27 protein-coding genes are annotated in these 25,293 nt (G+C 59.7%); 18 read left to right on the forward strand and 9 right to left on the reverse strand.

Features of this window, described 5'->3' with window-relative positions; all coding sequences use genetic code 11:
* Positions 1-65 precede the first annotated feature (65 nt).
* From J3P81_RS18910 to J3P81_RS18940, 7 genes are all read left to right on the forward strand, one after another.
* Positions 66-638: an Rnf-Nqr domain containing protein gene (locus J3P81_RS18910; protein ID WP_434560283.1), complete on the forward strand. Its 573-nt coding sequence runs from the start codon at positions 66-68 to the stop codon at positions 636-638.
* Positions 635-1,651: an electron transport complex subunit RsxB gene (gene rsxB / locus J3P81_RS18915; protein WP_434560285.1), complete on the forward strand. Its 1,017-nt coding sequence runs from the start codon at positions 635-637 to the stop codon at positions 1,649-1,651. Before J3P81_RS18910 ends, rsxB begins: the two co-directional genes overlap by 4 nt.
* Positions 1,638-2,624, forward strand: coding sequence for an RnfABCDGE type electron transport complex subunit D (locus J3P81_RS18920; RefSeq protein ID WP_434560287.1), 987 nt, complete (start codon positions 1,638-1,640; stop codon positions 2,622-2,624). Before rsxB ends, J3P81_RS18920 begins: the two co-directional genes overlap by 14 nt.
* Entirely contained in the window at positions 2,621-3,232 is a 612-nt protein-coding gene (locus tag J3P81_RS18925) for an RnfABCDGE type electron transport complex subunit G (RefSeq protein ID WP_434560289.1), read from the forward strand. Before J3P81_RS18920 ends, J3P81_RS18925 begins: the two co-directional genes overlap by 4 nt.
* Positions 3,225-3,755: an Rnf-Nqr domain containing protein gene (locus J3P81_RS18930; RefSeq protein WP_434560291.1), complete on the forward strand. Its 531-nt coding sequence runs from the start codon at positions 3,225-3,227 to the stop codon at positions 3,753-3,755. The genes J3P81_RS18925 and J3P81_RS18930 overlap by 8 nt, the downstream gene beginning before the upstream one ends.
* On the forward strand, positions 3,752-4,390 hold the full coding sequence (gene nth / locus J3P81_RS18935; RefSeq protein WP_420765218.1) for an endonuclease III: 639 nt from the start codon (positions 3,752-3,754) through the stop codon (positions 4,388-4,390). Before J3P81_RS18930 ends, nth begins: the two co-directional genes overlap by 4 nt.
* Before the next feature lie 107 nt (positions 4,391-4,497).
* Entirely contained in the window at positions 4,498-4,683 is a 186-nt protein-coding gene (locus J3P81_RS18940; RefSeq protein WP_420765219.1) for a PA3496 family putative envelope integrity protein, read from the forward strand.
* Between the two features lie 49 nt (positions 4,684-4,732).
* Here the strand turns inward: J3P81_RS18940 and J3P81_RS18945 are convergent, their stop codons facing one another.
* On the reverse strand, positions 4,733-5,359 hold the full coding sequence (locus J3P81_RS18945) for a response regulator (protein WP_420765220.1): 627 nt from the start codon (positions 5,357-5,359) through the stop codon (positions 4,733-4,735).
* Positions 5,360-5,831: 472 nt separating this feature from the next.
* Here J3P81_RS18945 and J3P81_RS18950 point away from each other — a divergent pair, with 472 nt between their 5' ends.
* The gene (locus J3P81_RS18950) at positions 5,832-6,329 is read left to right on the forward strand and encodes a hypothetical protein (protein ID WP_434560293.1); all 498 of its coding nucleotides are present in this window, start codon (positions 5,832-5,834) and stop codon (positions 6,327-6,329) included.
* 87 nt (positions 6,330-6,416) lie between these two features.
* On the opposite strand, the gene J3P81_RS18955 is transcribed toward J3P81_RS18950, so the two are convergent.
* Both J3P81_RS18955 and J3P81_RS18960 read right to left on the reverse strand, forming a co-directional pair.
* Positions 6,417-7,634 carry an argininosuccinate synthase gene (locus J3P81_RS18955; RefSeq protein WP_024779511.1) on the reverse strand — a complete coding sequence of 406 codons (1,218 nt, stop codon included), beginning with the start codon at positions 7,632-7,634 and terminating at the stop codon, positions 6,417-6,419.
* A gap of 128 nt (positions 7,635-7,762) precedes the next feature.
* Positions 7,763-8,761: a flagellar protein MotY gene (locus tag J3P81_RS18960; protein WP_434560295.1), complete on the reverse strand. Its 999-nt coding sequence runs from the start codon at positions 8,759-8,761 to the stop codon at positions 7,763-7,765.
* Positions 8,762-8,949: 188 nt separating this feature from the next.
* Between J3P81_RS18960 and pyrC the strand changes: the two genes are divergently transcribed.
* Positions 8,950-9,996: a dihydroorotase gene (pyrC, locus tag J3P81_RS18965; protein WP_420765223.1), complete on the forward strand. Its 1,047-nt coding sequence runs from the start codon at positions 8,950-8,952 to the stop codon at positions 9,994-9,996.
* A complete protein-coding gene (gene rnt / locus J3P81_RS18970) occupies positions 9,993-10,670 on the forward strand; it encodes a ribonuclease T (RefSeq protein WP_420765224.1) in 678 nt (225 codons plus the stop codon). Before pyrC ends, rnt begins: the two co-directional genes overlap by 4 nt.
* 102 nt (positions 10,671-10,772) lie before the next feature.
* Here the strand turns inward: rnt and J3P81_RS18975 are convergent, their stop codons facing one another.
* Positions 10,773-11,375 (reverse strand): peroxiredoxin, encoded by a 603-nt coding sequence (locus J3P81_RS18975; RefSeq protein ID WP_039591751.1) that lies wholly within the window; start codon positions 11,373-11,375, stop codon positions 10,773-10,775.
* A 284-nt stretch (positions 11,376-11,659) separates the two neighbouring features.
* On the opposite strand from J3P81_RS18975, the gene J3P81_RS18980 reads away from it, so the two are divergent.
* Positions 11,660-11,878, forward strand: coding sequence for a bacterioferritin-associated ferredoxin (locus J3P81_RS18980; RefSeq protein WP_039591750.1), 219 nt, complete (start codon positions 11,660-11,662; stop codon positions 11,876-11,878).
* Between the two features lie 198 nt (positions 11,879-12,076).
* On the forward strand, positions 12,077-12,550 hold the full coding sequence (gene bfr / locus J3P81_RS18985; protein ID WP_053124544.1) for a bacterioferritin: 474 nt from the start codon (positions 12,077-12,079) through the stop codon (positions 12,548-12,550).
* Between the two features lie 195 nt (positions 12,551-12,745).
* Here the strand turns inward: bfr and grxD are convergent, their stop codons facing one another.
* The 3 genes from grxD to J3P81_RS19000 form a co-directional block, all read right to left on the reverse strand.
* Complete coding sequence (grxD, locus tag J3P81_RS18990) at positions 12,746-13,087, reverse strand: Grx4 family monothiol glutaredoxin (protein WP_186569763.1); 342 nt, start codon at positions 13,085-13,087, stop codon at positions 12,746-12,748.
* Positions 13,088-13,187: 100 nt separating this feature from the next.
* Entirely contained in the window at positions 13,188-15,296 is a 2,109-nt protein-coding gene (locus J3P81_RS18995) for a molybdopterin oxidoreductase family protein (RefSeq protein ID WP_434560297.1), read from the reverse strand.
* 131 nt (positions 15,297-15,427) lie between these two features.
* Positions 15,428-15,715: a hypothetical protein gene (locus J3P81_RS19000; protein ID WP_420765227.1), complete on the reverse strand. Its 288-nt coding sequence runs from the start codon at positions 15,713-15,715 to the stop codon at positions 15,428-15,430.
* Between the two features lie 402 nt (positions 15,716-16,117).
* On the opposite strand from J3P81_RS19000, the gene argF reads away from it, so the two are divergent.
* Positions 16,118-17,038 carry an ornithine carbamoyltransferase gene (gene argF / locus J3P81_RS19005; protein WP_434560299.1) on the forward strand — a complete coding sequence of 307 codons (921 nt, stop codon included), beginning with the start codon at positions 16,118-16,120 and terminating at the stop codon, positions 17,036-17,038.
* On the forward strand, positions 17,035-18,144 hold the full coding sequence (locus tag J3P81_RS19010; RefSeq protein WP_434560301.1) for an ABC transporter ATP-binding protein: 1,110 nt from the start codon (positions 17,035-17,037) through the stop codon (positions 18,142-18,144). Before argF ends, J3P81_RS19010 begins: the two co-directional genes overlap by 4 nt.
* Before the next feature lie 52 nt (positions 18,145-18,196).
* Here J3P81_RS19010 and J3P81_RS19015 read toward each other — a convergent pair whose 3' ends face one another.
* Both J3P81_RS19015 and ybaK read right to left on the reverse strand, forming a co-directional pair.
* Complete coding sequence (locus J3P81_RS19015; protein WP_420765230.1) at positions 18,197-18,979, reverse strand: PhzF family phenazine biosynthesis protein; 783 nt, start codon at positions 18,977-18,979, stop codon at positions 18,197-18,199.
* Between the two features lie 148 nt (positions 18,980-19,127).
* On the reverse strand, positions 19,128-19,598 hold the full coding sequence (ybaK, locus tag J3P81_RS19020) for a Cys-tRNA(Pro) deacylase (protein WP_420765231.1): 471 nt from the start codon (positions 19,596-19,598) through the stop codon (positions 19,128-19,130).
* Positions 19,599-19,919: 321 nt separating this feature from the next.
* On the opposite strand from ybaK, the gene J3P81_RS19025 reads away from it, so the two are divergent.
* The 4 genes from J3P81_RS19025 (at position 19,920) to glpD (ending at position 24,965) form a co-directional block, all read left to right on the forward strand.
* Positions 19,920-20,771: an MIP/aquaporin family protein gene (locus J3P81_RS19025; RefSeq protein WP_420765233.1), complete on the forward strand. Its 852-nt coding sequence runs from the start codon at positions 19,920-19,922 to the stop codon at positions 20,769-20,771.
* 84 nt (positions 20,772-20,855) lie between these two features.
* Positions 20,856-22,361, forward strand: a complete 1,506-nt coding sequence (glpK, locus tag J3P81_RS19030; protein WP_434560303.1) for a glycerol kinase GlpK — start codon at positions 20,856-20,858, stop codon at positions 22,359-22,361.
* Between the two features lie 85 nt (positions 22,362-22,446).
* Positions 22,447-23,202 carry a DeoR/GlpR family transcriptional regulator gene (locus J3P81_RS19035; protein WP_420765235.1) on the forward strand — a complete coding sequence of 252 codons (756 nt, stop codon included), beginning with the start codon at positions 22,447-22,449 and terminating at the stop codon, positions 23,200-23,202.
* Positions 23,203-23,426: 224 nt separating this feature from the next.
* Positions 23,427-24,965, forward strand: coding sequence for a glycerol-3-phosphate dehydrogenase (glpD, locus tag J3P81_RS19040; RefSeq protein ID WP_434560305.1), 1,539 nt, complete (start codon positions 23,427-23,429; stop codon positions 24,963-24,965).
* Positions 24,966-25,293 lie beyond the last annotated feature (328 nt).

The following is a 25,293-nucleotide window of genomic DNA, read 5'->3' on the forward strand; positions in this document are numbered from 1 at the left end:
CTGGCTCGCCGTCACGGTGTGCCGGATAATGCCCATCCTGTCACAGGCCCTATCGCCCCATAGCCATGACCGAAATCCTCTTATCCCTGTTGAGCGCGGCCCTGATCAACAACCTGGTGTTGCATTGGCCGCTGGGCGTCGATCCGTTGCTGGCAGCCAAGGGTCGAAGCCAGGTGCATGCCCTGGGCCTGGCGACGGCGTGCCTGATGCTCTGTGTCGGGAGCGTGGGCTATCTGATCGACCAATGGTTGCTGGTCCCGGCCGGCCTGGCGTCAATGCGGCTCTTGCTATGGCTGCCCCTGAGTGTCTTGCTGATCAGGCCGGTGCTGGGGCTGCTGAAGCACTGGCTGCCCATGCTGTCGCTTGCTGGCTTGTGGCCGCTGCTACTCGGCAATGTCGGCATATTGGGCGTCACGCTGCTCAATAGCCGGGAGGCCACCGGCCTGGGCCACGCCATGTCCTTGAGCCTGGGTGGTGGACTGGGTTTCTGGCTGGTGTTGAGCCTGTTCGAAGACTTGCGACAGCGAATCCACGACAACGATATTCCCATGCCCTTGCGGGGGCTGCCGATCCAACTGATCAGCGCCGGCCTGATGGCAGTGGCGTTTCTCGGATTGCGCGGGCTGGTCAAGACATGAACCTGATTCAACACATCGATGCCCTGCTTCCGCAAACTCAATGCGGCAAGTGCGGTCACCCCGGGTGCAAGCCCTATGCCGAAGGGATCGCCCAGGGTGAGCCGATCAACAAATGTCCGCCTGGCGGACGGGAAACCATCGCAGCCTTGGCCGAACTGATGCGGGTGCCGGCCTTGGAGCTGGACGCCAGTCGCGGCGCGGCACCGGCGCAAATCGCGTTTATCCGGGAAGCCGAATGCATCGGCTGCACCAAGTGCATCCAGGCCTGCCCGGTGGATGCGATTGTCGGCGCGGCAAAGCTGATGCACACCGTTCTCATCGACGAATGCACCGGCTGTGATCTTTGCGTGGCGCCTTGCCCGGTGGATTGCATCGAGATGCGGCCATTGCCGGTGGCGACGGTAACGCCGATCGTGGGAGGACTCGCCTCCAGCGACGAGGAGCGGCAAGCGCGAGCCGCCAAGCGCAATCACGCTCGTCAGCGTTTCGAGCAACGCAACGCGCGCTTGCGTCGTGAAGACGAGGCGCGCCAAGCCGAGCGCCTGGCCAGAATCCAGCGGAACGCCCAACCGGCCCGGGCGCAGCCACTCGATCCCGTGCAGGCAGCATTGGAGCGAGTGCGCGCGCAGAAAGCCGCCACTGCGGATGCCGCCCTGAAGAAAGCCAAGGTCGATTTGGCCATGAGTCGGGCACAGTTGCACAAGTCCTTGAGAGCGTTCGGCCATCCGCCGACCTACGAGCAACAGTCACGGCTGATCGTGCTGCAACGCCAGTTCGAAGCGGCAGAACAGGCATTGGCCCAACTGGAAAGCGCTGCGTCGCCCGCCACGCCGGTACCGGCACCGGTGCCGGCAAATGACGCCGAACTGAAGCGGGCCAAGATTCAGCTGGCGATGCGTCGCGCCGAACTCAGCAAGGCCCGGGCGGCCGCTGCCTCTGCGGAGCAGCTTCAAGCATTGGAGCAAGCCGTCAAGGACGCCGAGCGGCAGGTGGATGTCCATGCCGCTCGCTGATCCGCTGGACGAACGGCTGCGCCAGGCGATGCGGCGTGTACTGCTGGCAACGTTGCCCGGCGTACTGGCCTCGATGTGGTTCTTCGGTTGGGGTGTGTTGCTGAACCTGTTGTTGTCCGGGCTGACCGCGCTGGCGATCGAGGCGCTGATATTGCGTTTGCGGCGACGACCCATCAAGCCAGACCTGGGCGACGGCAGCGCGTTGGTCAGTGCCACCTTGCTGGCCCTGGCCTTGCCAGCGTATTGCCCTTGGTGGCTGACCGTCACGGCGGTCGCCTGCGCCTTGTTGTTTGGCAAGCACCTTTGGGGTGGGGTCGGCAGCAATCCGTTCAACCCAGCAATGCTCGGGTATGCCCTGGTACTGATGGCGTTCCCCCAATACATGAGCCAATGGCCAACGACCCATGGCCTGGGCCTGATGGACGGTTTGCGCCTGGTCGCCGACATGGGCCAGCCCCCCGATGGCTGGGCCGGCGCCACCGCGTTGGACAGCCTGCGGGTCAACACCAGCCTGACCATCGACGAGCTGTTTGCCAGCGACCCGGCGTTCGGCCGCTGGGGCGGACACGGTGTGGAGTGGATCAACCTGGGGTTCCTTGCCGGCGGCCTGTTCCTGTTGCAACAACGGATTTTCACGTGGCACGCCCCAGTGGGCATGCTGGCCAGCCTGTTCACCGTCAGCCTGTTGTTCTGGAACGGTTCGGGCTCGGACTCCCACGGTTCGCCACTGTTTCATCTGCTGACCGGCGCAACCATGCTCGGCGCGTTTTTCATCGTGACCGAACCCGTGTCGGGCGCCAAAGCCCCGTTTGCCCGACTGTTGTTCGGCGTAGGCGCGGGGGTGCTGGTCTACGTGATCCGCGCCTGGGGTGGGTTGCCGGACGGCATAGCGTTTGCGGTGTTGTTGATGAATCTCGGCGTGCCGGCCCTGGAGCGCTTCGTCGAGGCACGACAAAGGCGCCCGCTGACATGAAAAAAATCGCCGGCGTTGCGATCCTGGTGTTGCTTGGCGGCCTTGCCATCGGCGCCACGTACCTGGTGCAAACCGGCACCGCCGGGCGCATCGAGGCGCAGCGCCAAGCCATCGCCAACCGGACCTTGCTCGACATACTGCCGCCCGACCGTTACGACAATCAGCCGATGGCGCAACCGCTCATCGCGGCTCCGGTGGCGCTGCCCCGCAGCACATTGTTGGGCGCTTACCTGGCAACTCGCGACGCAGTGCCCAGCGCCGTGTTGCTAAGCAGCCAGGTACAGGGCTACGAGGGCAGCATCGAGCTACTGATCGCCGTGGATCCGACAGGACGCGTGTTGGGCGTAAAAACCCTGCGCCAGTCGGAAACTCCCGGCCTCGGCGCGGCGATAGCCGGCTGGCCGAATGCCTGGCTGCAAACCTTCGAGGGCAAGTCGAGCCAGGTGCCCGCCGATGAGAGTTGGGCGTTGAAAAAGGATCACGGCCAGTTCGACCAGTTGGCTGGCGCGACGGTCACATCCAGGGCGGTGCTCCAGGCTGTCCACGATGCGTTGCGTTACTTCGACGGGCATAAGACGCAGCTGACGGGAGCAATCAGTCATGAATAACTCCCTACCCTGGTCCCGCGGCCTCGTGCTCGTTCCTCTGGTGGGAGCCAGCGACTCGCTGGTGAATGCGCTGGTCCTGTGGCTCGCCTGGGTCTTGATCAGCCTCGCCCACGGCTCGACACTGGCATTGCTGGGGCCGCGCCTCACGGACCGCCAGCGACTCATCGCATCCTGCGTCGTGGCCGCCGCCATGACCGCCTGCGCCGACCTCCTCGTCCAGGCCTGGATGTTGGAGCGCCATGGCGCGCTGAGCATGTACACCGCATGGATCGCACTGAGCTGCGTGACCCTGGAACAATCCGCTGTCGTCGAGCGCCGCTGGATTGCTCACCTCAGGTTGGCGGCGCAGTTCGGCCTCTTGATCGTCAGCCTGGGCGCTTTGCGCGAGCTGATTGGCATAGGCGTGCCAATGGCCCTGCTCGCTCCCGGCGGATTCATTCTGCTCGGCCTGCTGCTCGCCGCCTATCAAGCCTGGACAGGCACCAACCCCCGTTCGACCCAAGAGGAAACGCCGCGCCCATGAACGCCGCAAAACGCCTGGAAATCTTTCGTCGTTTTCATGAAGACAACCCCGAGCCAAAGACCGAACTGGCCTACTCTTCCCCTTTCGAGTTGCTGATCGCGGTGATTCTATCGGCCCAATCCACCGACGTCGGTGTCAACAAAGCCACGGCCAAGCTTTTTCCCGTAGCCAATACACCGCAGGCGATCCTTGCCTTGGGCGTCGAAGGGCTGTCCGAGTACATCAAGACCATCGGGCTTTTCAACAGCAAGGCGAAAAACGTGATCGAGACCTGTCGCCTGCTGATCGAGCGTCACGGCGGTGAGATTCCCCAGTCCCGCGAAGCGCTGGAAGCTCTTCCAGGTGTCGGTCGCAAGACGGCCAATGTGGTTCTCAATACCGCATTCCGTCAATTGACGATGGCCGTCGACACCCACATTTTCCGCGTCAGTAACCGGACTGGGCTGGCGCCGGGCAAGAACGTGGTGGAAGTGGAAAAGAAGCTCATGAAATTCGTCCCCAAGGATTACCTTCTGGATTCACACCACTGGCTGATCCTGCATGGGCGTTACGTCTGCCTGGCCCGCAAGCCCCGTTGCGGGAGCTGCCGGATCGAAGATCTATGTGAATATAAGCACAAGACATCGGACGATTGATGCGCTATTGCTTTTACGCATCCGCCGATTGAAAAAATCTTTTTTACCCGCCGGTTGTTTATCGATATAAGGAGCGCCAATGGCAGTCTTAGCCTGGAGTCGACCCCATGAGTACTGGCAAAGAACAACTGGATGTAGTGGAAGACGATTTCGTCGCCGTTGAAGGTGACGATGCGGAACCTGTTGTCGTGGAAGTGGCAAAAACCAACCTGAGTAAACGCCGCACCATCGACAACCTGTTGGAAGAGCGTCGTCTCCAAAAGCAACTCGCCGATTACGATTTTGATCTCTGACACGTAAAAGCCTCCCAGATGGAGGCTTTTTACTGTACGCGTGCCCGATTCAGACCAGTCCATTTCGTTGTGCCAGTTCAATCAGGTCCACCAGCGAACGGGCATTGAGCTTCAACAACAAGCGGGTTTTGTAGGTGCTGACGGTCTTGTTGCTCAGGAACATCCCATCCGCGATCTCTTTGTTGGTCTTACCGCGAGCCAGTTGCTGCAGCACCATCATCTCTCGCCCGGACAAACGTTCCACCATATCCGACTCGCTGGCATTGCCAAGGCTTGAACGCACCGTGTGCAATGCCTGGTTGGGAAAATAGCTATAGCCCGACAGCACCGCTTTTATCGCACTCAACAGTTCGGTCAGGTCTTGCTGTTTGCATACATAGCCGGCGGCCCCCGTTTGCATGCAGCGCATCGAAAAATGTCCAGGGGCCTGGGAAGTCAGCACCAGCACTTTCAATGGCGAAGGATTGATGGTCAGGCGAGCGATAACCTCCAATCCATCCAACTTCGGAATTCCAATATCCAGAATAACGATGTCGGGCATTTGTTCCCGGGCAATCTGCAATGCATCGACGCCGTTATCCGTTTCGGCAATAACTTCATATCCATGACGCTCCATCAGCAAACGTACAGCAAGACGAATGACGGGATGATCATCCACGATCAGCACTTTATTCATGGGCAAATCCAACTTCGCTGTTCGAATTTTTAGAGCACGCACAATAGCCTAGTCATTTCTTCCTTGGCATGTCGTCCCCCCTTACCGCTCGCAGCGAAAGACGCAACCTACAAGCAACGCAGAAAAATCCTACAAATAACCTTCGAAATAATGTGCCATGAATTTTCCCGAGGGGTGCGAACGGCAATTCTCACGCGTCGAACACCCTATGAATAATGCGCCTTCTCGTCAAAAACCTGATTACCTGCCACCCAGGGAAAAGCATTTCCCTCATAAAAAGTTACCGATTTATTTAAAGACAAACCGCAAAAGTTTAGCTCGGAAGATTCAGTTTTCTGTATAAAAAAGACTCCACTTACCAGCACACGAAAGAGAACGCTGCCTGATCGCAGGGTTATTCTAGCGGCCCGGCAATTTCATATATTCGATCAACTCAAACAATCGAGCACACTATTACTTATGAGCACTCACCATGAAAAGATCATTAAGAACCATCGCCAACCCCCTGACACTGATCGCTGTATTCGCAACGATCTCCGAAACTTCCGCAGCTATTTCCTTGCCGTTTCTGGATGATGAAGAGCGAGAGTACTATGTATGGTTCCTCATCAGCTTCCCGTTTTACCTGTTATTTCTTTTCTTTATCACACTCAACTTCAACTACCGTTCCTTGTACTCGCCCTCGGATTTCCACAAGACCAAGCACTTCATAAGGGGTGCGGCTGAGTCATCCTGTCGGCGTAGACGTAGATCACGCCAAGGAAGCAAGGCTGATTTCCTGTCGCAGTCTTATCGATGGAATAAGTGCACGGCTCTGGACGATGCGTTCAAGCACACTTCATCCCACCCGTCGGTCGACATGTATTGGGCTAAGGACTCGGGACGGCGTCTTGAGGGCAAGACCATCATCGTCTTCGTTGTTTACAACGGGAACGGCGCAGGGACACTGCCGGATAAACAGGCGGGGTGAGCCATAAGGGAAACGGCTGCAGCGACACACGGGACGGGGAAATAACAGAAGACGGCCTGCCATGCGGCAGGCCGTTTTCGGATTGCATCAGAACAGCTTGCGACCCTTGTTCGCCGCGATGCGCATGCGCAGGGCGTTGAGCTTGATGAAGCCGGCCGCGTCGGCCTGGTTGTAGGCACCACCGTCTTCTTCAAAAGTGGCGATGTTGGCATCGAACAGCGAGTCGTCGGACTTGCGCCCGGTCACGATCACGTTGCCCTTGTACAGCTTCAGGCGCACAACACCGTTCACGTTGACCTGGGAGGCATCGATCATCTGCTGCAGCATCAGACGCTCAGGGCTCCACCAGTAGCCGGTGTAGATGAGGCTGGCATACTTGGGCATCAACTCATCCTTCAAGTGAGCCACTTCGCGATCCAGGGTGATCGATTCGATCGCCCGGTGGGCGCGCAGCATGATGGTGCCGCCTGGGGTTTCGTAGCAACCACGGGACTTCATACCGACATAGCGGTTCTCGACGATGTCGAGGCGACCGATGCCGTGTTCGCCACCGATGCGGTTCAGGGTCGCCAGCACAGTGGCCGGGCTCATTTCCACGCCATCGAGCGCAACGATGTCGCCATTGCGATAGGTCAGTTCCAGGTATTGCGGGGTATCGGGAGCCTTCTCGGGGGAGACGGTCCAACGCCACATGTCTTCTTCGTGCTCGGTCCAGGTGTCTTCCAGCACGCCGCCTTCATAGGAGATGTGCAACAGGTTGGCATCCATCGAGTACGGAGATTTTTTCTTGCCATGACGCTCGATCGGGATCGCGTGCTTCTCGGCGTAGTCCATCAGCTTTTCACGGGACAGCAAGTCCCACTCGCGCCATGGAGCAATGACCTTCACGCCCGGCTTGAGGGCATAGGCACCCAGCTCGAAACGTACCTGGTCGTTGCCCTTGCCGGTCGCCCCATGGGAAATGGCATCGGCACCGGTTTCGTTGGCGATTTCGATCAAGCGCTTGGCAATCAGCGGACGGGCGATGGACGTGCCCAGCAGGTATTCGCCTTCGTAAACAGTGTTGGCGCGGAACATCGGGAAGACGAAGTCGCGGACGAATTCTTCGCGCAGGTCATCGATATAGATCTCTTTGACGCCCATGGCCTGGGCCTTGGCGCGTGCAGGCTCGACTTCCTCGCCCTGTCCCAGGTCAGCGGTGAAGGTCACCACTTCGCAGTTATATGTGTCCTGCAGCCACTTGAGGATCACCGAAGTGTCCAGGCCGCCGGAATACGCCAGAACGACCTTGTTTACGTCCGCCATGCCATCACTCCACGGGTTGTACGGAAAGCCGGCAAGTCTAACGTCCACCGCGGATAATTTACAGAGGCGCGACAGCTTATGACGACGAAGCGACAGATTATGTCAGCTGCGCGACGATCAAGGCGCGATCAGGAAGTGCGCGCAGTAGCCGCAGCAGGCGTAGCCGCCTTGGCCGGGGCCACTGGCGTCGCCGGCTTGCCCGGCGCGGCAGCGGGCGCCACGGCAGGCACCGCAGGCGTTGTCGCAGGGGTTGGCGGCTGTGGGGCCGAGGCCGGTGCGGCGCCCCGCTCCAGTTTTACCAGCACACGACGGTTCTTGGCCCGATTGGCGGCGTTGGTATTGGGCACCAGCGGATAACGCTCGCCATGGAAGCGAACGGTAAACTGAGACTCCTGGAAGCCGTTGGCCTTGAAGAAGTCCTGGACGGCCAGGGCCCGGCGGCGCGACAGCTCGCGGTTGGTCAGGCGGTTGCCACTGTTGTCGGAGTGGCCGTCGAGTTCGACATGATTGACGCTCGGGTCAGCCTTGATGAAGTCGAGCATGACCTGCAACTGAGCCTTGGCCTGGGCGTCGAGCTCGATGCCTTCGCCGGGAAAACCGATCTGGGTTTGCTTGATCTGTTCGAAGTTCTTCGGCAACAGCTTCGCGACACAGCCCTGGTAATCGCTGAACGCCTTGTTGAAGCGCACGGGCAACAACCGGACTTCCGACACCCGCCCATCGTCGGTGTTACGCCGCACCACGGGGCTGCGACCTTCCATCAGCCCGCTGATCAAGCGGCCCGCCTGCACCTGGGAGCTGTTGAACAGCACATCGCCGCTACCGATCCTGACCGAGCCCAGGTTGATATCGCCTCGTCCTGGCTGCCAGGGCGCCGCCGCCGCCAGCAACGTCGCGGAGCCGCCACCGAGCATCGGATTATAGGCCTTGAGCCGGAACGTGGCCTGCTCGCCCGCCTTGCGCACGAATTCGCCGCTGCCAAAATCGGTGATCGGCTGACTCAGCCGACACTCGAACTTATCGCCTTCGACCGTCCACTCAATGCTCTCCAGACGGGTCTGGAAAGTGAGCGCCATCGCAGGAAGGCTGGCAAACACACTGAGCAAGGCTAGATAACGCTGGCGCACGGGAGGCTCCACTGGCTTTTATACGGAAATCGAAAAACGCTGGGCATGCCGCTTGGCCTAGACACTGCACGCAATCGTGGCACACCTGAAGGGGCTATCGGTAACTTGCGGCAAAACTTGATAGCGGGTGCCCGGATCGGTCTTTTCCGGTAGCATTCGCCAGAGATTTACCCGCCTGGAAGCCCCCCATGTCCGACCGCCTGACCCTGCTGCGTCCCGACGACTGGCATATTCATCTTCGCGATGGTGCTGTGTTGACCCATACCGTCGCCGATGTCGCGCGCACTTTTGGCCGCGCCATCATCATGCCTAACCTGGTTCCGCCCGTGCGTAACGCTGCCGAGGCCGATGGCTATCGCCAGCGCATCCTGGCTGCACGCCCGGCTGGCAGCCGCTTCGAACCGCTGATGGTGCTTTACCTCACCGACCGCACCCAGCCCGAAGAAATACGCGAGGCCAAGGCCAGTGGTTTCGTCCACGCGGCCAAGTTGTACCCCGCTGGCGCCACCACCAACTCGGATTCCGGTGTCACCAGCATCGACAAGATCTTCCCTGCGCTGGAGGTCATGGCCGAAGTCGGCATGCCATTGTTGATCCATGGCGAGGTCACCCGGGGCGACGTCGATGTGTTCGACCGCGAGAAGATCTTCATCGACGAACACATGCGTCGCGTCGTCGAACGCTTCCCGACGCTAAAGGTGGTGTTCGAGCACATCACCACCGGCGATGCCGTGCAATTCGTCAACGAGGCCTCGGCCAACGTCGGCGCGACCATTACCGCACACCACCTGCTGTACAACCGCAACCACATGCTGGTGGGCGGGATCCGGCCGCATTTCTACTGCCTGCCGATCCTCAAGCGCAACACCCATCAGGAAGCCTTGCTGGACGCCGCCACCAGCGGCAGCGCCAAGTTCTTCCTGGGCACCGACTCGGCGCCCCACGCCCGTCACGCCAAGGAAGCCGCCTGCGGTTGCGCCGGCTGTTACACCGCCTACGCCGCCATCGAGATGTATGCCGAGGCATTCGAGCAGCGCAACGCCCTGGACAAGCTCGAAGGTTTCGCCAGCCTGCATGGCCCCCGCTTCTATGGCCTGCCGGTGAACACCGATCGTATTACCCTGGTTCGCGATGAGTGGACCGCCCCTGCCAGCCTGCCGTTTGGCGAGCAGACTGTCATCCCGCTGCGCGCCGGTGAAAAACTGCGCTGGCGCCTGCTGGAGGAAAACGCGTGAGTGAAGATCATTTCGATGACGAACTGGACGGCAACGGCGGCTCAGGCGGCCCGCGCCATCCAATGGCGGCTCGCTTCCGGGGTTATCTGCCGGTCGTGGTCGATGTAGAAACCGGCGGTTTCAACTCGGCCACCGATGCGCTGCTGGAAATCGCCGCGACGACCATCGGCATGGACGAGAAAGGCTTCGTCTTCCCCGACCACACCTATTTCTTCCGGGTCGAACCGTTCGAAGGCGCCAACATCGAAGCGGCTGCCCTGGAGTTCACCGGGATCAAGCTCGATCATCCGCTGCGCATGGCCGTCAGCGAAGAGACTGCGCTGACCGACATCTTCCGTGGTGTGCGCAAGGCGCTGAAGGCCAACGGTTGCAAGCGAGCGATCCTGGTTGGCCACAACAGCAGCTTCGACCTGGGCTTCCTCAATGCCGCCGTGGCGCGCCTGGACATGAAGCGCAACCCTTTCCATCCGTTCTCCAGCTTCGACACGGCCACCCTTGCGGGCCTGGCGTATGGCCAGACCGTGTTGGCCAAGGCGTGCCAGGCAGCCGACATCGATTTCGATGGCCGTGAAGCCCATTCGGCCCGCTACGACACCGAGAAAACCGCCGAGCTGTTTTGCGGCATCGTCAACCGGTGGAAGGAAATGGGTGGCTGGCAGGATTTCGACGACTGACATCAGCCTGGCTCTTTGTGGCGAGGGATCTGTGCTGCGCCAAGAAACGTCCATAAAAAAACCGGCCCATCGAGGGCCGGTTTTTTTTATGCATGGGTGCGCTTACAGCTTGTCGCTGTGCTCGCCCAGGTAGGCAGCTACACCTTCAGGCGATGCGGTCATGCCCTTGTCGCCTTTTTTCCAGTTGGCCGGGCAGACTTCGCCATGCTCTTCGTGGAACTGCAGGGCGTCAACCAGACGGATCAGCTCTTCCATGTTACGTCCCAGCGGCAGGTCGTTGATGATCTGCGAACGGACCACGCCTTTGTCGTCGATCAGGAACGCGCCACGGAAGGCCACGCCGCCTTCGGACTCAACGTCGTAGGCCTTGGCGATTTCGTGCTTCATGTCGGCAGCCATGGTGTATTTCACCGGGCCAATGCCACCGGCATTGATGGCGGTGTTGCGCCAGGCGTTGTGGGTGAAGTGCGAGTCGATCGAAACGGCGACCACTTCAACGTTGCGCGCCTTGAAGTCGTCCATGCGGTGATCCAGTGCGATCAGCTCGGACGGGCAAACGAAAGTGAAGTCCAGCGGGTAGAAGAACACCAGGCCGTATTTGCCTTTGATGGCCGAGGACAGGGTGAAGCTGTCGACGATTTCGCCATTGCCGAGGACGGCGGGAACGGTGAAGTCAGGGGCTTGTTTGCCTACGAGTACGCTCATTGGATATCTCCTGGTGTAGTAACGTGAAAACAAGGTCCGCGCCAGCCTGCCACCCTCAGGCGACAGCCCTGTGACACGAACCCGCTTTGCAAGGACCGACCATCATACACCGCACGTTTGGCCTGTCCTCAACGGTTTTTTGGCGGCCCTGGAAATCCGATGCCCGCTTGATGGCAGGCGCTCGACGCCGTTCGTCAACCAGCGCAGGAAACCACTTTGACAATCATTCTCGTTAACATTAAGATCCGTCTCAATTGAGTCACAACCAGCGACGGTTCTCACTTATGTATGTATGCCTCTGCACTGGCGTCACCGATGGACAAATCCGCGAAGCGATCTATGAGGGTTGCTGCAGCTACCGGGAAGTCCGCCAGGCCACCGGCGTAGCCAGCCAATGCGGCAAATGCGCCTGCCTCGCCAAGGAAGTGGTGCGTGAAACCCTCGCCAAAGTTCAGACCGCGCAAGCCTCGATCCCTTATCCGGCAGAATTTACGGCCGCATAAATCCAGATATTCAAAGAACCGGACTCAATGTCCGGTTTTTTTATGCCCGAAAATCAAATGCTTAGCTTCCAGACGCGGAACACAAACATTCTTATTCCGATTAATTTTCATTTATTATTCAATAACTTAGGTTTGACACTCGTAATAGCTCGGCTCAAACTCCGCCTTAATACACAGTTATCAGGGCAGGCCCTCATCATGAAAGGCGACATTACAGTCATCCAGCATCTCAACAAGATCCTTGCCAATGAGCTGGTCGCGATCAATCAGTACTTCTTGCATGCACGCATGTACGAGGATTGGGGCCTGAACAAGCTGGGCAAGCACGAGTACCACGAATCCATCGATGAAATGAAACATGCGGACAAGCTGATCAAGCGAATCCTGTTTCTCGAAGGCCTGCCGAACGTCCAGGACCTGGGCAAGCTGCACATCGGCGAACATACTCGTGAAATGCTCGAATGCGACCTGCGCATCGAGCGTACCGGCCACGCCGACCTGAAAGCCGCCATTGCCCATTGCGAAAGCGTTGGCGACTTCGGTAGCCGCGAACTGCTGGAAGACATTCTCGAATCCGAGGAAGAGCACATCGACTGGCTCGAAACCCAGCTGGGCCTGATCGACAAGATCGGTCTGGAAAATTACCTGCAATCGCAGATGGGCGAAGAATAAGCGCCCTCGAAAGCAAGCCATTAAAAAGCCCCGCCCTCTTTCGAGGTGCGGGGCTTTTTAATACCTGGATTCCAGGCTCGCTTAAATCCCTAGTGGGAGCGAGCCTGCTCGCGATAGCAATGTATCAGTCATCAGCACATTGACTGACAGGCCTTCATCGCAACCAGGCTCGCTCTCATATCGGGCTGCGGTCGATCAGGCTTCGGACTTGTTAGCCGCCGCTGCTTCCACAGCTGCCTTGATCGTGGACTGCAACGAACCGTCGGCGGCCATCTCAGTCATGATGTCACTGCCGCCGATCAGCTCACCGCCAACCCACAACTGTGGGAAGGTTGGCCAGTTGGCGTACTTGGGCAGGTTGGCGCGGATTTCCGGGTTCTGCAGGATGTCCACGTAGGCGAACTTCTCGCCACACGCCATCACCGCCTGAGCAGCCTTGGCCGAGAAGCCGCACTGTGGGGCGTTCGGCGAGCCTTTCATGTAGAGCAGGATGGTGTTGTTGGCAATCTGTTCTTTGATCGTTTCGATGATATCCACGGAGCACCTCGGCTTGAACTTTTGCGACTACAGATGTCGACACGGTGGCGCATTGTAACGGAAAGCCGAGCACCTTGCTCGGTCCGCCCCGGGGACAATTTTACGCAGCCGCCACCTTCACCGGAACACCGTTCAGCGCCGCGTTGCCGGATAACTCATCGAGCTGGCGCTCATCGGTCAGGTCGTTGGCGCTGGACCCAGGCTGTCCGCTGGCGATGGTCATCTGCACGCCAGGACGAGCATGCCCCCAACCGTGAGGAAGGCTGACCACGCCTTTCATCATGTCCGGGCTGCTCTGGACCTCCACTTCAATCACGCCGACCCGGGAGCTGACCTTCACGCGCTGCCCATCGACAAGCCCCCGGCTGGCAAGGTCTTGCGGATGCATCAGCAATTGATGACGCGGCTTGCCTTTCACCAGCCGGTGGAAATTATGCATCCATGAGTTATTGCTTCGCACATGGCGCCGGCCAACCATCAGCAACTCGTCCGCTGCCGGCGCTCGCAACGCGGCAAAGCGCGCCAGGTCGGCGAGGATGACGGCGGGCGCAGCCTGCACGCGGCCATTTTCGGTTTTCAACCGGGCCGTCAGATTGGGCTTGAGCGCTCCGAGATCGATACCGTGGGGATGATCGAACAGCGTTGCCAAGGACAACCTGTAGGGCGAAGCATCGCCATACATCCCGGCTCGCAGGCCGAAATCGATCATCTGCGCCGGCGGCATCGTCGGCTTGAGCTCCTTGCCGGTCCGGGCGGCAAAAGCCTTGGCCAGGCCGACAAAAATCTCCCAATCGTGCAGCGCTCCCTCGGGCTTGGGCAGGATGGCCCGGTTGAAGCGGCTGACGTTACGCACGGCGAACAGGTTGAACGTGGTGTCGTAATGATCATTTTCCAGGGCCGAGGTCGACGGCAGGATCAAGTCGGCGTAGCGCGTGGTTTCGTTGATGTACAAGTCGATGCTGACCATGAACTCAAGCCCATCCAGCGCTTGCTCGAGCTGCCGTCCGTTAGGCGTGGACAGCACGGGGTTGCCGGCCACGGTGACCAGCGCACGGATCTGCCCTTCGCCCTCGGTGAGCATTTCTTCAGCGAGGGTCGATACAGGCAACTCGCCCGCATATTCGGGACGCCCGGATACACGGCTTTGCCAGCGATTGAAATGCCCGCCCGAAGTGGTCGCCACCAAATCCACCGCTGGCTCGGTGCACAGTGCCCCGCCCACTCGATCGAGATTGCCGGTCACCAGGTTGATCACCTGGATCAGCCAGTGGCACAGCGTGCCGAAAGCCTGGGTCGAAACACCCATCCTGCCATAGCACACGGCCGACGGCGCGGCAGCGAAATCACGGGCCAATTGGCGGATCTGCGGGGCAGGCACCCCACAAAGCGGGCTCATGGCCTCTGCGGTGAAAGGTGCAACGGCCTGGCGCACCTCTTCGAGGCCGTCCACCGGCAAATGACTGTCACGCGTCAGTCCTTCGCTGAACAAGGTGCCAAGCAAGCCAAACAGCAGCGCGGCATCGCCGCCGGGGCGTACGAATACATGCTGGTCGGCGATGGCCGCCGTCTCGCTGCGCCGCGGATCGACCACCACCACCCGGCCGCCCCGGGACTGGATTGCCTTCAGCCGTTTCTCCACATCCGGCACGGTCATGATGCTGCCATTGGAAGCCAGCGGATTACCCCCCAGGATCAGCATGAAATCGGTGTGATCGATGTCCGGTATCGGCAGCAGCAAGCCGTGACCGTACATCAAGTGACTGGTCAGGTGATGAGGCAATTGATCAACCGAAGTCGCCGAAAAGCGACTGCGGGTTTTCAACAAGCCGAGGAAATAGTTGCTGTGGGTCATCAATCCATAGTTGTGCACGCTGGGGTTGCCCTGATAGACCCCCACCGCGTTCTGGCCGTGGCGCTCCTGGATCGCCGCAAGGCGTTCGGCCACCAAGGCAAAGGCGTCGTCCCAGGCGATGGGCTGCCACTCGCCGCCGACTCGTTGCACGGGCTGGCGCAGGCGGTCCGGATCGTTCTGGATATCCTGCAACGCCACGGCCTTGGGGCAGATGTGCCCACGACTGAAACTGTCCAGCGGATCACCCTTGATCGAGGTGATCGCCAGGCCTTGGCCTTCGGTTTCGGTGGTTTCGAGAGTCAGGCCACAGATGGCCTCGCACAGATGGCACGCACGGTGATGGAGGGTCTTGGTCATGGCCAGCCTCTGTTTTATTCGTAGCGGGCACTTTGGGCCGCGGGAACAAAACTATGGCGCGGGATGCCCGGTAGCGCCAGCGACGTTCGTCCTGTGAATCGCCAGGCATCAGGCCCGCCGATGCGTCGCTGTCAAGGCTGCTCGGGAGGAGGCGCCAGCAGTTGGATTTCCTCGATGGTCTGCACTTCCTCCTGGGCCATGGGCACCCCGGTCAACTCGCCAATCAAGCGCCAGTGCTCATCGAGACCACCGCTGATCGTGGCCATCCGATCGATCATGCGGCGCCCCGCCGCCTTGGTCACTTCGTCATCGCTGCGCAGCAATTCGAATGACATGGACGTCACCGAAGCGGTCAGGTGGGTCAGGGTGCGTGCCGTCAGCCCCAACAGTTCCATCAGTCGTTGCTCTTTCGAATCCATTTCGGGGCTCCTGCGGCTAGGGATTCATTTATAACCCAGGGTCCCGCATTAGGAAATATTTCACATTGGGCAACAGACCGACGACCCGGGCCAGCGGGTCAAAAACCGACCGCCAACCACCCGATGCCCGCCCTGCTCGATTGCCAAGCGACGCAACGCCAGTGTACAAATGAACCCGCTGCTGTCAGGAAACCGGCCTCAACCGCGCCAATGCAACTCTGCATTGGCCTCGCTGAAATCCCTCATAACCGTAGCCCTATTGGTAAGACGCGACATTTAATGTCAATATCGCGCCTTTCCCCTATTTCGTCGCCCCGTGCGGCTTTTGCCGCAGGTCTCGCCCGTTTTTCCATGAAACAAGGCTCTGAGCATCTGCGGTCCGTTACAAAAAGGTAGTCAATCATGAGCGCAAGGCACTTTCTCTCCCTGATGGATTTCACGCCCGATGAGTTGCTCGCCGTGATCCGTCGAGGCGTTGAGCTCAAGGACCTGCGTAAACGCGGCGTACTGTTCGAGCCCTTGAAAAACCGTGTGCTGGGGATGATTTTCGAGAAGTCATCCACGCGCACGCGCATCTCTTTCGAAGCCGGCATGATCCAGCTTGGCGGCCAGGCGATTTTCCTGTCGCCCCGCGACACTCAACTGGGACGTGGCGAGCCGATCAGCGATTGCGCCATTGTCATGTCGAGCATGCTCGACGCCGTGATGATCCGTACCTTTGCCCACAGCACCCTGACCGAATTCGCCGCCTATTCCCGCGTGCCGGTGATCAACGGCCTATCCGACGATCTGCACCCTTGCCAGCTGTTGGCCGACATGCAGACCTTCCTCGAGCACCGCGGCTCGATCCAGGGCAAAACCGTTGCCTGGGTCGGCGATGGCAACAACATGTGCAACAGCTATATAGAAGCGTCGATGCAATTCGACTTCCAGCTACGGATCGCTTGCCCTGAAGGCTATGACCCGGATGCAGAACTTCTCGCCAAGGCCGGGGACCGAGTGTCGCTGGTCCGTGATCCGAAGCTGGCCGTGGCCGGCGCGCACCTGGTGAGCACCGACGTCTGGACCTCCATGGGCCAGGAAGAGGAAGCCGCCAAGCGCGTCAAGCTGTTCGCGCCGTTGCAGGTCACACGGGCCCTGCTCGACCTGGCGGACGCCGAGGTGCTGTTCATGCATTGCCTGCCCGCCCATCGCGGCGAGGAAATCAGCCTCGACCTGCTGGAAGACCCGCGATCCGTCGCTTGGGACCAGGCAGAAAACCGTCTCCACGCACAGAAGGCCCTGCTCGAATTCCTCGTCGAGCCGGCGTATCACCACGCATGAGTCACTCCTTGTTACTGAATCTGCATAACCTGGCCTGCGGGTACCAGGACCAGCGAGTCGTCCAGAACCTCAACCTGCACCTCAATGCGGGCGACATCGGCTGCTTGCTGGGCTCGTCCGGGTGCGGCAAGACCACGACCCTGCGGGCCATCGCCGGTTTCGAACCGGTACACGAAGGCGAGATCCAGTTGGCCGGGGAAATCATTTCCCGCGCGGGTTTCACCTTGGCCCCGGAAAAACGTCGCATCGGCATGGTATTCCAGGACTATGCACTGTTCCCGCACCTCAGCGTCGCCGAGAACATGGCATTCGGCATTCGTAAACACCCTGGCAAGAACCGTGTGGTCGAAGAGCTGCTGGAACTGGTCAACCTGAAGAACCTCGGTAAACGTTTTCCCCATGAGCTCTCCGGAGGCCAGCAACAACGCGTGGCGCTCGCCAGGGCATTGGCGCCCGAGCCGCAATTGCTGCTGCTCGACGAGCCCTTCTCCAACCTCGATGGCGAGCTGCGACGCAAGCTCAGCCATGAGGTGCGGGACATCCTCAAGGCTCGCGGCACCAGCGCGATTCTGGTGACCCATGACCAGGAAGAAGCCTTCGCCGTGAGTGATCATGTCGGCGTATTCCGGGAGGGTCGGCTGGAACAGTGGGATACGCCCTACAACCTTTACCACGAACCCCTGACGCCTTATGTCGCCAGCTTTATCGGCCAGGGCTATTTCATCCGAGGCCAGCTCGACAGCCCGGAATCAGTGCAGACCGAATTGGGGACGCTACGGGGAAACCGGGCCTATACCTGGCCCATCGGCAGCGCCGTGGATGTGCTGCTGCGCCCGGACGATATCGTCTACGCGCCTGACAGCCCGCTCACGGCTACCATCGTCGGTAAGACTTTTCTGGGCGCTTCGACTTTGTATCGCCTGCAATTGCCGACGGGTGCGCAACTGGAATCGATTTTCCCAAGCCACGCCGACCATCAGGTCGGGGCGACTGTCGGTATTCGCGTGGCCGCCGAACACCTGGTGCTGTTCCAGGCCTCGGGCAGTACGGCAGCGCATTTGCCGTCGATCGACAGCGGCGTGCGACGGCATAGCGTCGCCAATTGACGCTACACCCTGTGGGAGCGAGCAAGCGCGCCCCCACAGAACCTCATTGACCTCAACCGACTGATAGAGTCCCGCTGGCCACCAACGTGGCATGCCCACCGATCTTCACCCGGTCACCTTCCAGCCGGCAGAACAATGCCCCTCCCCTGGCCGAGCATTGATACGCCGTCAGCCCGAGCTTGTTCAGCCGCTTGGACCAGTAGGGAATAAGGCTGCAATGAGTCGACCCGGTGACCGGATCCTCATTGATACCAATCGCCGGAGCAAAATAGCGCGAGACGAAATCGTGCTTGCTTCCCGGCGCGGTCACGATCGCGCCAGGCCATGGCAGTTTCGCCAGGGCCGCCATGTCCGGCTTGCATTCGAGCACCGCCTGCTCCGACTCCAATACCACGAACAATTCGTTGGAACTCAGCACATCCACCGCCTCGACACCCAAGGCACTCTGGACCGCCAGGGACGCGCCCAATTCAGCCGGCACGATGGCAGGGAAATCCAACCACAGCCGTTCGCCCTCGCGCGTGACGCTCAGCGCTCCGGATTTGCAGATGAAGTCCAGCCGCTCCACGGTTTCGTGATAGACCTCGAACAACACATAAGCGCTGGCCAACGTGGCATGACCACACAAGGGCACCTCGGTGGTCGGGGTGAACCAGCGGATATGCCAGTGCTGGTTTTCGCGCACCAAAAACGCGGTTTCAGCCAGGTTATGTTCGGCGGCAATCTTTTGCATAAGGTCATCGGCAAGCCAGGCATCGAGCCGATAGACCATCGCCGGGTTACCGCCAAAGGGCCGGTCACTGAACGCATCGACCTGATGAAACGCAAGCTGCATGGCACATCTCCTTTTTTATGATGCGTGAGCATGAGCTGCGCAGGCACCGTTTATCCAGTGACAGATCGACACAATTTTCGCCTTACACATTGAAGGGTTGGACGCCTGGTCGGTTGGAAAGATTCATCCTGGCAGAGGCGCTTGCTCCTCACCCGCGGCCAATATCCGCAAACGCCGCTCCGGTATGCTCCGCCAGCAACGCGGGCGCCAACTCCACCTCCAGGCCTCGTCTTCCCGCGCTGACGAACACAGTGGGGAACGGCTGTGCGGATGAGTCGATAAACGTGCGCAGGCGCTTCTTCTGTCCCAGCGGACTGATGCCCCCCAGCAAATAACCTGTCGAACGCTGCGCGGCGGCTGGATCGGCCATCTCGACTTTCTTTACCCCGGCCGCATGGGCCAGCGCTTTGAGGTCCAGACTCCCGGCGACCGGCACCACCGCCACCAGCAATTCACCTTTCTCGCTCGCGGCCAACAGCGTCTTGAACACTCGCGCCGGTTCCAGAGCCAGTTTCTCTGCGGCTTCCAGACCATAGGACGCGGCCTTGGGGTCATGTTCGTAACTGTGAATACGATGTTCGGCACGCACTTTTTTCAGCAGATCCAATGCGGGGGTCATGACCGCTCCTGACAGGGAAACAACAAAAAGAGTGGCGAGAATTCTAAGCGATCCCCAGACAAAAGGCTGCGCAGACGGCCGATGGCGACGCCGCGCCACGCCGGAAAAATTCATTCATGGAACGAATAATCCCAATATGACCGACGGTTCACTTTCGACCTTTGACAGCGGCGTTTCTTGTCTATATTTTTTCGAAACTGAAAGCAGAAACGCGTGTCTCAAGCAACACCCCGAGCGCAGGATGGGGATCCGGCACTCGGCGAAAAGGCGACGACGGGTTGTTTTCCGCCGCGCAGGACAACAAAAAGAACCGAGGTTTGAATGACGACTGCTTTACAACAACCTTCGCTCTCCAGCCAATGCCTGGCGGAGTTCCTGGGTACGGCCCTGTTGATTTTTTTCGGCACCGGTTGCGTTGCAGCGCTCAAGGTCGCGGGCGCCAGTTTCGGCTTGTGGGAAATCAGCATCATCTGGGGCGTCGGTGTCAGCATGGCGATTTATCTCAGCGCGGGCATTTCCGGCGCACACCTGAACCCCGCCGTCAGCATCGCCCTGTGCATTTTCACTGACTTCGAAAAACGCAAACTGCCTTTCTATATCGTTTGCCAAGTGACCGGCGCGTTCTGCGGCGCACTGCTGGTCTACACGCTGTACAGCAATTTATTCTTCGATTTCGAACAGTCCCGCCACATGATCCGGGGCACCGTGGCCAGCCTCGAACTGGCGTCGGTGTTCTCCACCTACCCCCACCCGGCACTGTCCACCGGCCAAGCTTTCCTGGTCGAGATGATCATCACCGCCATCCTGATGGGCGTGATCATGTCCTTGACCGATGATAACAACGGCCTGCCGCGCGGCCCGCTGGCGCCGCTGCTGATCGGCTTGCTGATCGCCGTGATCGGCAGTTCGATGGGGCCACTGACAGGTTTCGCGATGAACCCGGCGCGTGATTTCGGTCCGAAATTGATGACTTTCTTCGCTGGCTGGGGTGAAATTTCACTCACCGGGGCGCGTGACATTCCATACTTCCTCGTACCGATTTTTGCGCCGATCCTTGGCGCATGCCTGGGTGCTGCTGCTTATCGCGGGCTCATCGCTCGCCACCTGCCCAGCGCCGTGGTTGCTGCAAAGGAGCCAGAGCCGGCCATTGATGGCAAGCCCAGAACGTCCTGAAACAGTCGGCGCGGGCGCCTGTCATTCGAGCTCCCGCCCTGGCCTCTTCCTTAATTACGTTACCTAAGTCCCAAGGCAATCGACATGACCGACATTGAGAATAAGAACTACATCATTGCCCTCGACCAGGGCACGACCAGCTCACGTGCCATTATTTTCGACCGTGACGCCAACGTGGTCTGCACGGCCCAACGAGAATTCGTCCAGCATTACCCACAGCCAGGCTGGGTCGAACACGATCCGATGGAGATCTTCGCCACCCAGAGCGCGGTCATGGTCGAAGCGCTTGCCCAGGCCGGGCTGCATCACGACCAGGTCGCCGCCATCGGCATCACCAACCAGCGCGAAACCACGGTGGTCTGGGACAAGTCGACCGGCAGGCCGATCTACAACGCCATTGTCTGGCAATGTCGGCGCAGCACTGAAATCTGTCAGCAGCTCAAGCGTGACGGCCATGAGCAGTACATCAGCGAAGCCACCGGCCTGGTCACCGATCCGTATTTTTCCGGCACCAAGCTCAAGTGGATCCTGGATAACGTCGAAGGCAGCCGCGAGCGCGCACGCAACGGCGAGTTGCTGTTCGGCACCGTGGACAGCTGGCTGATCTGGAAATTTACCGGCGGCAAGGTCCATGTCACCGACTACACCAACGCCTCGCGCACCATGCTTTTCAACATCCATACGCTGGAGTGGGACGCGAAGATGCTCGACATCCTCAACATCCCTCGGGAAATGCTGCCGGAGGTCAAATCGTCCTCACAAATCTACGGCCGCACCAAGAGCGGCATCGCCATCGGCGGTATCGCCGGTGACCAGCAGGCCGCCCTGTTCGGCCAGATGTGCGTGGAACCGGGCCAGGCGAAAAACACCTACGGCACCGGCTGTTTCCTGCTGATGAATACCGGTGACAAAGCGGTCAAATCCAATCACGGCATGCTCACCACCATCGCCTGCAGCCCTCGCGGTGAAGTGGCCTATGCCCTGGAAGGCGCAGTGTTCAATGGCGGGTCTACCGTTCAGTGGCTGCGCGATGAACTGAAGATCATCAACGATGCGCTCGACACCGAGTACTTCGCCAACAAGGTCAAGGACAGCAATGGGGTGTATCTGGTCCCGGCGTTCACTGGCCTGGGCGCGCCTTACTGGGACCCTTATGCCCGTGGCGCGCTGTTCGGCCTGACCCGTGGCGTGCGGGTCGACCATATTATCCGGGCCACGCTGGAATCCATCGCCTACCAGACCCGCGATCTGCTCGACGCCATGCAGCAAGACTCCGGCGAGCGCCTCAAGTCCTTGCGCGTAGACGGCGGCGCGGTGGCCAACAACTTCCTCATGCAATTCCAGGCGGATATCCTTGGCACCCAGGTCGAACGCCCAAAAATGCGCGAAACCACTGCCCTCGGTGCAGCGTACCTGGCCGGGCTGGCGTGCGGTTTCTGGAGCAGCCTGGAAGAACTGCGCGGCAAAGCGGTAATCGAGCGTGAGTTCGAACCGCAACTGGACGAGCAAGCCAAGGAAAAACTCTACGCCGGCTGGAAAAAAGCCGTCAGCCGCACCCGCGATTGGGAGCCCCACGAAGACGCCGAATAAGGCCCGCTAAAGTTCTGAAACTGGTCGGGAGGGGATTCCTGCGGCATCATGGGCAAATTTTGAATGGCAGCCCAAAGGAAGCCCCATGAATCTGCCTCCCCGCCAGCAACAAATCCTCGAACTGGTCCGCGAACGCGGCTATGTCAGCATCGAGGAAATGGCGCAATTATTCGTCGTCACCCCACAGACCATCCGCCGCGACATCAATCAATTGGCGGAAGCGAATCTGTTGCGCCGCTATCACGGCGGCGCGGCTTACGATTCAAGCGTGGAAAACACCGCCTACGCCATGCGCGCGGACCAGATGCGCGATGAGAAGCAACGCATCGCCGAAGCCATCGCCGCCCAGATTCCCGATCACGCGTCGCTGTTCATCAACATCGGCACCACCACCGAATCCATCGCCCGGGCGCTGCTCAATCACAACCACCTCAAAGTCATCACCAACAACCTGCACGTGGCGTCGATCCTCAGCGCAAAGGATGATTTCGAAGTCCTGATCGCCGGCGGCAATGTGCGACGCGACGGCGGCGTGGTTGGCCAGGCCAGTGTCGACTTCATCAGCCAGTTCAAGGTCGACTTCGCCCTGGTGGGCATCAGCGGCATCGATGAGGACGGAAGCCTGCTGGACTTCGATTACCAGGAAGTGCGGGTGTCCCAAGCCATCATCGCCAACGCTCGGCAGGTGCTGTTGGCAGCAGATTCCAGCAAATTCGGGCGCAACGCCATGGTCCGCCTCGGCCCGATCAGCCTGATCGATTGCCTGGTAACCGACCAGCAGCCCGTGCCAGCCCTGGCGCATCTGCTGACCCAGCACAAGATTCGATTGGAAGTGGTCTAGCTCCGCGCCCGTTCCCAGAACCCCGGTGGCGAGGGGGTTTATCCCCTCGCCACAGAAGCATTCCGCAATTCTCTTTTTGTTCGAAAATTTTCCTTTCGGCGGCATTCGATCAGTATTTTCAATCGAATCCAACTGGCCGTTGCCGTTTTTATGGGCTAGTATTTTTCGCAAATGAACATTAATGTTCGAATTCAAATATTTCGAAAAGAGCCCGAGGCCAGCCGATGCCCACTACCACCTTGCCTACGCCCCCTCTCGCAGAGATCTATGACATCGCCGTTATAGGCGGCGGCATCAATGGCGTGGGGATCGCTGCGGACGCGGCCGGTCGCGGCCTTTCGGTGTTCCTTTGCGAAAAGGACGACCTCGCCAGCCATACTTCTTCCGCCAGCAGCAAGCTGATACATGGCGGCCTGCGCTATCTCGAACATTATGAATTCCGCCTGGTGCGCGAAGCGCTGGCCGAGCGCGAAGTCCTCCTGGCCAAAGCCCCACACATCGTCAAGCAGATGCGCTTCGTGCTGCCCCATCGGCCGCACCTTCGCCCCGCCTGGATGATCCGCGCCGGCCTGTTCCTTTACGATCATCTGGGCAAGCGCGAGCAGCTCGCCGGCTCCAGGAGTTTGAAATTTGACGCTGACAGCGTACTGAAAAGCGAAATCACCAAGGGCTTCGAATACTCGGACTGCTGGGTTGACGACGCCCGACTGGTGGTACTCAACGCCATGGCGGCACGGGAAAAAGGCGCCCACGTCCATACCCGCACCCGCTGCGTCAGCGCCCGTCGCAGCAAGGGCCTGTGGCAGTTGCATCTGGAGCGTGCCGACGGCAGCCTGTTTTCGATCCAGGCCAAGGCCCTGGTGAACGCCGCCGGCCCGTGGGTGGCCAAGTTCATTCGTGACGACCTGAAGATGGAATCGCCTTACGGTATCCGCCTGATTCAGGGCAGCCACTTGATCGTTCCGAAACTCTACGAAGGCGAGCATGCGCATATTCTCCAGAACGAGGACCAGCGCATTGTCTTCACTATCCCCTACCTGAACCAGTTCACCCTGATCGGCACGACAGATCGCGAATACACCGGCGATCCGGCGAAGGTCGCGATTACCGAAGGCGAAACCGATTACCTACTGAAAGTGGTCAACGCCCACTTCAAGAAACAGGTCAGCCGCGACGACATCCTGCACAGTTATTCCGGCGTCCGGCCGTTGTGCAACGACGAGTCCGACAACCCTTCCGCCGTAACCCGGGATTACACCCTGGCGCTTTCTGCCGCAGGTCAAGAGGCGCCACTGCTTTCGGTATTCGGTGGCAAGCTGACCACTTACCGCAAGCTGGCCGAATCGGCGATGGCGCAACTGGCGCCATACTTTACGCAGATGCGTCCAAGCTGGACCGCCCTGGCAACCTTGCCGGGGGGCGAAAACATGACGACCCCGCAGGCGCTGTGCTCGGCGATTCGCGACAAGTTCGACTGGCTGCCGACCGACATCGCCCGACGCTGGGCCACCACGTATGGCAGCCGCACCTGGCGCATGCTCGAAGGCGTACACAACCTCGTCGACCTGGGCGAGCACATCGGCGCAGGCCTCTACACCCGCGAAGTCGATTACCTGTGCAGCGACGAGTGGGCCATCGATGCCCAGGACATCCTCTGGCGCCGCAGCAAGCTGGGCTTGTTCACCACCGCCGCCGAGCAGGACAAGCTCCAGCAGTATCTGCAGAAGGTCGAGCACAATCGGCGCAAGATTGAAGCGGCGTGACAGTACCCGCAAGACCAAAAAAAGCCCCTGAATCTACGATCCAGGGGCTTTTTGCATTTTGGAACACACCGCCTATCCCACGGATTAGTGGGGCTCAAGCCATTCGGTTTTCCGAACACGACCCAGCGGTCAGTTCGGCAAACCGGATAAACAAAAGACCAAAAAGCTGAAACAAAACATTAATTTCCTTTAAAAACAACATGATAGTGATAGGCCACTGGCCTGGCACGAGTCATGCTCTACACTCGTGGAGACGAACGCCTGTTACGCCAACACAACAGGAGCTTTCAGGCATTCGAAGCACTCAGGGCCGGTGAACCGGCCGAAT

This window comes from Pseudomonas sp. R1-6 (assembly GCF_051132115.1).
Classification (GTDB): Bacteria; Pseudomonadota; Gammaproteobacteria; order Pseudomonadales; family Pseudomonadaceae; genus Aquipseudomonas.

Bases quoted from the DNA above. Each gene is read 5' to 3' on its own strand.
- bfr (WP_053124544.1), top strand. From the start codon at position 12,077: ATGAAAGGCGACATTACAGTCATCCAGCATCTCAACAAGATCCTTGCC.
- J3P81_RS19015 (WP_420765230.1), bottom strand. From the start codon at position 18,979: ATGCAGCTTGCGTTTCATCAGGTCGATGCGTTCAGTGACCGGCCCTTT.
- glpD (WP_434560305.1), top strand. From the start codon at position 23,427: ATGCCCACTACCACCTTGCCTACGCCCCCTCTCGCAGAGATCTATGAC.
- pyrC (WP_420765223.1), top strand. From the start codon at position 8,950: ATGTCCGACCGCCTGACCCTGCTGCGTCCCGACGACTGGCATATTCAT.
- J3P81_RS18975 (WP_039591751.1), bottom strand. From the start codon at position 11,375: ATGAGCGTACTCGTAGGCAAACAAGCCCCTGACTTCACCGTTCCCGCC.
- J3P81_RS18910 (WP_434560283.1), top strand. From the start codon at position 66: ATGACCGAAATCCTCTTATCCCTGTTGAGCGCGGCCCTGATCAACAAC.
- J3P81_RS19025 (WP_420765233.1), top strand. From the start codon at position 19,920: ATGACGACTGCTTTACAACAACCTTCGCTCTCCAGCCAATGCCTGGCG.
- J3P81_RS18925 (WP_434560289.1), top strand. From the start codon at position 2,621: ATGAAAAAAATCGCCGGCGTTGCGATCCTGGTGTTGCTTGGCGGCCTT.
- J3P81_RS18980 (WP_039591750.1), top strand. From the start codon at position 11,660: ATGTATGTATGCCTCTGCACTGGCGTCACCGATGGACAAATCCGCGAA.
- J3P81_RS18955 (WP_024779511.1), bottom strand. From the start codon at position 7,634: ATGGCGGACGTAAACAAGGTCGTTCTGGCGTATTCCGGCGGCCTGGAC.
- J3P81_RS19010 (WP_434560301.1), top strand. From the start codon at position 17,035: ATGAGTCACTCCTTGTTACTGAATCTGCATAACCTGGCCTGCGGGTAC.
- J3P81_RS18940 (WP_420765219.1), top strand. From the start codon at position 4,498: ATGAGTACTGGCAAAGAACAACTGGATGTAGTGGAAGACGATTTCGTC.
- J3P81_RS18930 (WP_434560291.1), top strand. From the start codon at position 3,225: ATGAATAACTCCCTACCCTGGTCCCGCGGCCTCGTGCTCGTTCCTCTG.
- J3P81_RS18945 (WP_420765220.1), bottom strand. From the start codon at position 5,359: ATGAATAAAGTGCTGATCGTGGATGATCATCCCGTCATTCGTCTTGCT.
- J3P81_RS18995 (WP_434560297.1), bottom strand. From the start codon at position 15,296: ATGACCAAGACCCTCCATCACCGTGCGTGCCATCTGTGCGAGGCCATC.
- J3P81_RS19035 (WP_420765235.1), top strand. From the start codon at position 22,447: ATGAATCTGCCTCCCCGCCAGCAACAAATCCTCGAACTGGTCCGCGAA.
- rsxB (WP_434560285.1), top strand. From the start codon at position 635: ATGAACCTGATTCAACACATCGATGCCCTGCTTCCGCAAACTCAATGC.
- nth (WP_420765218.1), top strand. From the start codon at position 3,752: ATGAACGCCGCAAAACGCCTGGAAATCTTTCGTCGTTTTCATGAAGAC.
- glpK (WP_434560303.1), top strand. From the start codon at position 20,856: ATGACCGACATTGAGAATAAGAACTACATCATTGCCCTCGACCAGGGC.
- J3P81_RS19000 (WP_420765227.1), bottom strand. From the start codon at position 15,715: ATGGATTCGAAAGAGCAACGACTGATGGAACTGTTGGGGCTGACGGCA.
- J3P81_RS18950 (WP_434560293.1), top strand. From the start codon at position 5,832: ATGAAAAGATCATTAAGAACCATCGCCAACCCCCTGACACTGATCGCT.
- J3P81_RS18920 (WP_434560287.1), top strand. From the start codon at position 1,638: ATGCCGCTCGCTGATCCGCTGGACGAACGGCTGCGCCAGGCGATGCGG.
- argF (WP_434560299.1), top strand. From the start codon at position 16,118: ATGAGCGCAAGGCACTTTCTCTCCCTGATGGATTTCACGCCCGATGAG.
- ybaK (WP_420765231.1), bottom strand. From the start codon at position 19,598: ATGACCCCCGCATTGGATCTGCTGAAAAAAGTGCGTGCCGAACATCGT.